We start from the raw sequence: 2,416 nt of genomic DNA, 5'->3' as shown, positions 1-2,416 counted from the left end.
TCTGCTCGGCGATCGCCGTGATCAGCTTGACCACGTCGCCGATGCGGCTCGCCGCCACCGACAGCTCGTTGATGCGGTTGTCGGTCTTCTCCGCCTGGCGGACCGCCTCGTTGGCGATGCGGCTCGACTCCTGCACCTGACGGCTGATCTCGTGCACCGAGGAGGCCATCTCGTTGGTCGCCGAGGCGACGCTCTGGACGTTGCTGGAGGCGAGCTCGGAGGCCGACGCGACCTTGGTCGAGAGGCGCTGCGTGGTCTCGGCCGTGCGGGTGAGCGTGCCGGCGGCGCGCTCGAGCTCGCCCGAGGCGGACGACACGGTGTCGACGATCTCGCCCACCGCGGCCTCGAAGCCGTCGGCCAGGCTGCGCATCTCCTGGCGCCGCTGCGTCTCGGCCTTGGCCTGGTCCTCGGTGCGCTGCGCGATCATGCGCTGCAGGTCGTCGCGCATCCGCCGCAGCGTGGCGGCCAGCGTGCCGACCTCGTCGGCCTGCTCGACGTCGAGCTGCCGGCCGAAGTCGCCGGCCGCGATGCCCTCGGCGAACGTCACGCTCTTCTGGATCGGGCGCGAGATGCTGCGGGCCGCGAACCACATCAGCGCGATGGCGCCGAGCGCGACCAGGAGGCCGACCACGAGCTGCCACGTCAACGTCGTGGCGGCGCGGGCGTGGAGGTTGTCGGACAGGGCGTGCGCCTCGGCCAGCACGACGTTCTGAGGCACCTGGATCAGCACGGCCCAGGGCTTTCCGGTGAAGCCCATGGGAATCGGTGCGAAGGCGCGCAGCATCTTGCTCTGCGGGTCGAGGTCGACCGACTCCTCGCCCTTCTTGATGTGCTCGACATCGGTCTGCCAGCTCTTGTCGAACGTCGACATCGACTGGCCGATCAGGTCGGCGCGGCCGCTGTGGGCGACGACCAGGCCCTGGTCGCTGAGAATCGCCACCTCGCTCTTGCCGCCGTAGACGGCGCGGCTGAGATCGCTGGCGAGCTTCTGGACGAAGTCGAGATTGAAGTCGGTGCCGGCGAGGCCGCGGAACTTGCCGTCGATCATGACGGGCACCGACAGGGTGGCGAGATAGACGCTCTTGCCCTGGACGATGTAGGGCAGCGGGCCGAGCACGCTCTCCTTGGCACCCTCCTGCAGGCTGACGTACCAGCCGCCCTTCATCACGCCGTTCGGATGCAGGTCGCGGCTGTCGTACTCGACCAGCGGCTGGATGGCGATCTTGCCGTCCTGGCCGCGCGTCCAATAGGGCAGGAAGCGGCCGGTGGCGTCCGACCCGGCCTCGCGGCGGCCCTTGAACTCGCCGTCGCGACCGTCGAGCGCGCCGGGCTCCCAGGCCGAGTAGGTGCCGTTGAGCTGCGGGTTCTGCTCGAGCACGCCCCGCAGGACGCGGTTGAGCTGCTCGCGGCGGATCTCGTTGGGCGTCGCCGAATTCGACGTCGCGGCGAGCATGCCGAAGCTCTGCGCCATGGTGCGGGCCGCCACCATCGCCACCGTGAACTCGCGCTGCACGGCGCGCGCCTCGCGCGCGGCAAGGTACTGCAACGTCTCGCGACCGTTGCGCTCCAGCAGCGACGTCACGGTCTGGTCGACGAACTGATTGTTCCACGACGACGACAGCACGCCGTAGCCGACCAGGATGCCGGCCGTGCCGAGGAGGCAGACGCCCGCCAGCGAAGCGATCTTCGCCTGCAGCGACCCGGCGATGACGGAGGGAAGTTTCATGAGCAGTCCTCTGCGATTGAACAACGCTGGCCCGGCCGGCGCTCTCGACCGCGCACTCCCGCGGAGCGCACGGCGCGGTCGGCCGCGGGGGACGGCTCACCTTCGATGAAGATTTGCGCAGGATCAGATAAAAATGCGTAACACCGGCTTTACAAATCAGGTCCGGCGGACTCGGGGTGAATACGTAACTCTTCTGTACAAGTTTCACCCGACCGACTGTCGCGGACTCGCGATTGCATAAAAAAAGCCCGGACCGTTCTGGTCCGGGCGGGGAGGATCGGGAATCACGACATCGGCGGTTGTGGCCGCTCTGTTGAAGGACCGCGCCGGTGGGGCGGTTACGCGGCCCGGATCGTGTTCAGGAACTTGCCGACCTCAAGCTTGAGGCGGTTGCTCTCGCTCGACAGCGACTGCGCCGAGGACAGCACCTGGGAGGAGGCGGATCCGGTCTCGGCGGCGCCGCGATCGACCTCGGTGATGTTGGTGGCGACCTCGGTGGTGCCGCTCGCCGCCTGCTGGACGTTGCGGGCGATCTCGTTGGTCGCGGCGCCCTGTTCCTCGACGGCGGCCGCGATGGTGGCGGTGATCTCGGCGATGCGGCCGATGGTGCCGCCGATCTCCTTGATCGCCGTGACCGAGTCGCTGGTCGCCGCCTGCATGGCGCCGATCTGGGTGGAGATCTCGCCGGTC

General features: G+C 68.6%; 1 protein-coding gene and 1 pseudogene. Both read right to left on the bottom strand.

Annotation, left to right across the window (positions count from 1 at the left end):
* Positions 1-1,726: methyl-accepting chemotaxis protein (locus tag CH341_RS30665; RefSeq protein ID WP_111423377.1), on the bottom strand; the 1,726-nt coding region annotated here is incomplete at its 3' end.
* Between the two features lie 338 nt (positions 1,727-2,064).
* A pseudogene (locus tag CH341_RS30660) lies at positions 2,065-2,416 on the bottom strand (methyl-accepting chemotaxis protein); the annotation flags it as partial.

The sequence above is a fragment of the Rhodoplanes roseus genome, assembly GCF_003258865.1.
Lineage (GTDB): Bacteria > Pseudomonadota > Alphaproteobacteria > Rhizobiales > Xanthobacteraceae > Rhodoplanes > Rhodoplanes roseus.
Note: the sequence above shows the minus strand (reverse complement) of the source record. Positions and strands in the feature narration are given on the sequence as shown.